Source organism: Streptomyces sp. NPDC054956, from assembly GCF_053609185.1.
In genome coordinates, this window is record NZ_JBSGXB010000526.1 from 1 (window position 1) to 3,052 (window position 3,052).

General features: G+C 76.9%; 2 protein-coding genes and 1 pseudogene. All 3 read left to right on the forward strand.

What is annotated here, in order from left to right:
- Nucleotides 1-379, forward strand: a pseudogene (locus tag ACWGDE_RS37735) (hypothetical protein); the annotation flags it as partial.
- A gap of 16 nt (nucleotides 380-395) precedes the next feature.
- On the forward strand, nucleotides 396-1,526 hold the full coding sequence (locus tag ACWGDE_RS37740) for a DUF917 domain-containing protein (protein ID WP_453393602.1): 1,131 nt from the start codon (nucleotides 396-398) through the stop codon (nucleotides 1,524-1,526).
- A complete protein-coding gene (locus tag ACWGDE_RS37745) occupies nucleotides 1,523-3,040 on the forward strand; it encodes a PucR family transcriptional regulator (RefSeq protein WP_453393603.1) in 1,518 nt (505 codons plus the stop codon). The genes ACWGDE_RS37740 and ACWGDE_RS37745 overlap by 4 nt, the downstream gene beginning before the upstream one ends.
- Nucleotides 3,041-3,052 lie beyond the last annotated feature (12 nt).

A 3,052-nucleotide genomic window follows, 5' to 3' on the forward strand; every position in this document is an offset into this window, starting at 1 on the left:
GCAGGTCGCCGACCTGGTGGCCGGGGTCCGGCGACGGACCCCCGGCGGTGTGCTCCTCGCGGCGGGCGGCGACTGCGCACTGGTGCCCGTCCGTGCCCAGGATCCGGCGGCGGCCATCGCCGCCGCGGCCTACGGAGCCGCCCGCTCGGACGTCGTCGCCGAAGTCGATCAGGTCGTCGTGGCCGGGAGTCGCGGCGAACTCGACCGGCTCCTCGGACTCGCCCGTGAACAGGCCCTGGCCCGGGTCGTCGCCGCCGGTGCCGCCCCGGACACCGCCCGTGTCGCGTTCGCCGCCCACACCCCCGTGTCCTACCTGCCCGAGGGTGTTCACCGCCTCCGCGTCCGCGCCGCAGGATCGCCCTCGGGAACCCCGTCATGACCCGTGGCCGCCGCACATGACGCCCGGGGAGCAGACCGCGCTGGACGCCGCACGGCTGGAGGAGCTCGCCAAGGGGGCGCTGGTGCTCGCGGCGGGCTCCGAGCACTCCTCGTACCGGGCGAGCCTCGACTGGGCGCGGGCGGCGATCGCGGAGCACGGGCCGGTGCCGCTCATCCGCCCCGGCGAGCTGGGCTCCGGGCGGATGTGCGTCACGGTCAGCCTGCTCGGCTCCTCGGCCGCGCTCGCCGAGCAACTGCCCACGGGCGAGGAGCCGGGCCGGGCGGTCCGGGCGCTGGAGCGCCGCCTGGGCAAAGGGGCGGACGCCGTCGTGCCGCTCAACACCGCGGCCGAGAACGCCCTGATCGCGGTCGTCACCGCGGCTTCCTGCGGGCTGCCGCTCGTGGACGGGGACGGCTGCGGACGCGTGCTCCCGCTGCTGGAACAGACCACGTTCACCATCGCCGGGATCGATGTCGCCCCGGTCGCCCTGGCCACGCCCGCCGGGGACGTGGTCGTCGTGGAGGCGGCCGGCAGTCGCGTGGAGGAGCTCGTACGGCCGCTGGTCCTCGCGGCCGGAGGCTGGGCGGTCGCCGCCTGCTACGCCATGGACGGCGAACGACTGGCGGCCGCCGTGGTTCCGGGCACGGTGAGCCGGGCGCTGGCGGCGGGGCGCCCGGCGCACGGTGACCCCTTCGCGCGGTGGGAGCCGCGGCCCCGTCGACTGGGCATCGGGCGGATCACCGCCGTGGAGCACCCCGCGGCGCCCGGGCCGGTCACCGCCGGGGGCACGGCGCTGCCGTCCCGGCCGACCAGTGTGGTCGTCTCCGAGACCGAGGGCCTGCACCGGCGGTTCCGCCTGGAAGCCCACAACGAGGTGCTGCTGGTCCTCGCCGACGGCGCGCCGGCCGCGGCCGCGCCGGATCAGATCCTGATGCTGTCGGCGGCCGACCGGCGGGTGCTCGACGTCGAACGTGCCATGCCCGGCATCGAGGTGGAGATCGTCGTGATCCCCGCCGCACCCGCCTGGCACACCCCGCAGGGGCGCCGACTGGCGGCCGCCGGTGGGCTCCTCCTGCTGAGCCCGGAGCCGGATGCGTCGGATGCGCATCATCCGGCCGCGGAACGACCCGAGGAGACCCGGTGGTGAGACGTCCCGACCTGCCCGCGCCCATGACCGTGGCGGAGCTGGTGCAGTACGGCCCGCTGCCGGGCGTACGCATACTCGGTACGACGGGGCGCGACACCCAGGTCCTCGACGTGCGCATCGTCGACCGGCGCGAAGCCCTCGACGATCTGCGCCCGCACACCGCCGTCGTCCTCACCGAGGCCCTCGCCCGGTCGGGGTGGATCGTGGAGATGGCCCTGCGCAAGGCCTGGGAGCAGGCGGCCGCCTGCGTGGTCGTACCCGAGAATGCGGTGGCCGCGCATCCGCCGGGCGCACTCGCGGACCGCCTCGGCGTTCCCCTGCTGCTGATCGGCGGCGACGCCTTGGAGGGTGCCGTACGGATCGCCTCCGCGGTGTCCAGGCCGGACGCGGGCCGGACCGCGCTGCTGGCCGACGCCGCCCAGCGCCTCGCCGCCGCCGGCCCGCACGCCGAACGCGTACTGGCGGCGCTGCACACGGCGCTGCCCTCGACATCCCTGGCCCTCACCGATCCGGTGGGCGGAATGCTGGCCGGGCGGCGGGCCGCACTCGACTCCGCGCACCCGGTGCGGCTGGACGTGCCGGGCCCCGACGGGCACCCGCTCGCGGTTCTCGTCGCGGACTCCCGTTCCAAGGAGGCGGGTTGGGCGTCGACCGTCGAAGCGGTGCTGCGGCTGGCGGTACCCCCGCTGACGGCATGGGCCGCCACCCGCCGCCTCGCGGAGGAACAGCTGGAGCGCCGCAGCGAGTTGCTGCTGCACCAGCTGACGCATCCCTCCGAGGAGCTGGAGGACGACCGGGCCCGTGTCCACGTCCGGGCCGAGGCCGCGGCGCTCGGCTGGCCGCTGGCCGGGCCTCTGATCGCCTTCGCCCTGCGGCCGGCCATCGCCGCGGACGCCGCCGCCGGGCCCGCGCCGGGACCCGCGCTGCGTGCGCTCTGGGCCAGGTACGGCATCGGCGGACCGCTCATCGCGTACGAGGACTGCTGGGTGTCGTGGCGTTCCGCGGCAGTCGGCGGTGCGGCACCGGACCCGGAGGTGTGGCTGAGGCAGGGCGAGGCGCAGCTGCGTACGGCCGTCCGGGCGATCGGTGACCAGCTGCCGCTCGCCGGGGGAGTGGCCGGTCCGGCCGGCGGCACCGGCACGCTGGGCGTGGCGCTCGCCGACGCCAGGGCCGCCGCGGCGGTCGCCGCGGTACCGGGGGCGGTGGTCCGCGCCGACCGCATGGGGCCCGCCCAACTGCTGTCCGCGTTGCCCACGGAGGCGCTGCGGCGGCCCGCCGAGGTCGTGCTGGCCCCGCTGCTCGCCGCGGACCGGGACGGAACGCTGCTGCGTACGCTGGCGGTCGTTCTGGACCAGGGCGCCGCCCCCTCGGCGGCGGCGGAGATCCTCGGCGTCCACCGGAACACGGTCGCGGCGCGCATGGAGCGCGTCCGCTCGCTGGGCTTCGACCCCGAGGACCCCGCCCAGCGGCTCCCCCTGCACCTGGCCTGCCGCGTCCTGCTGGCCGGGTCCTGAGCAGGGAGCAGG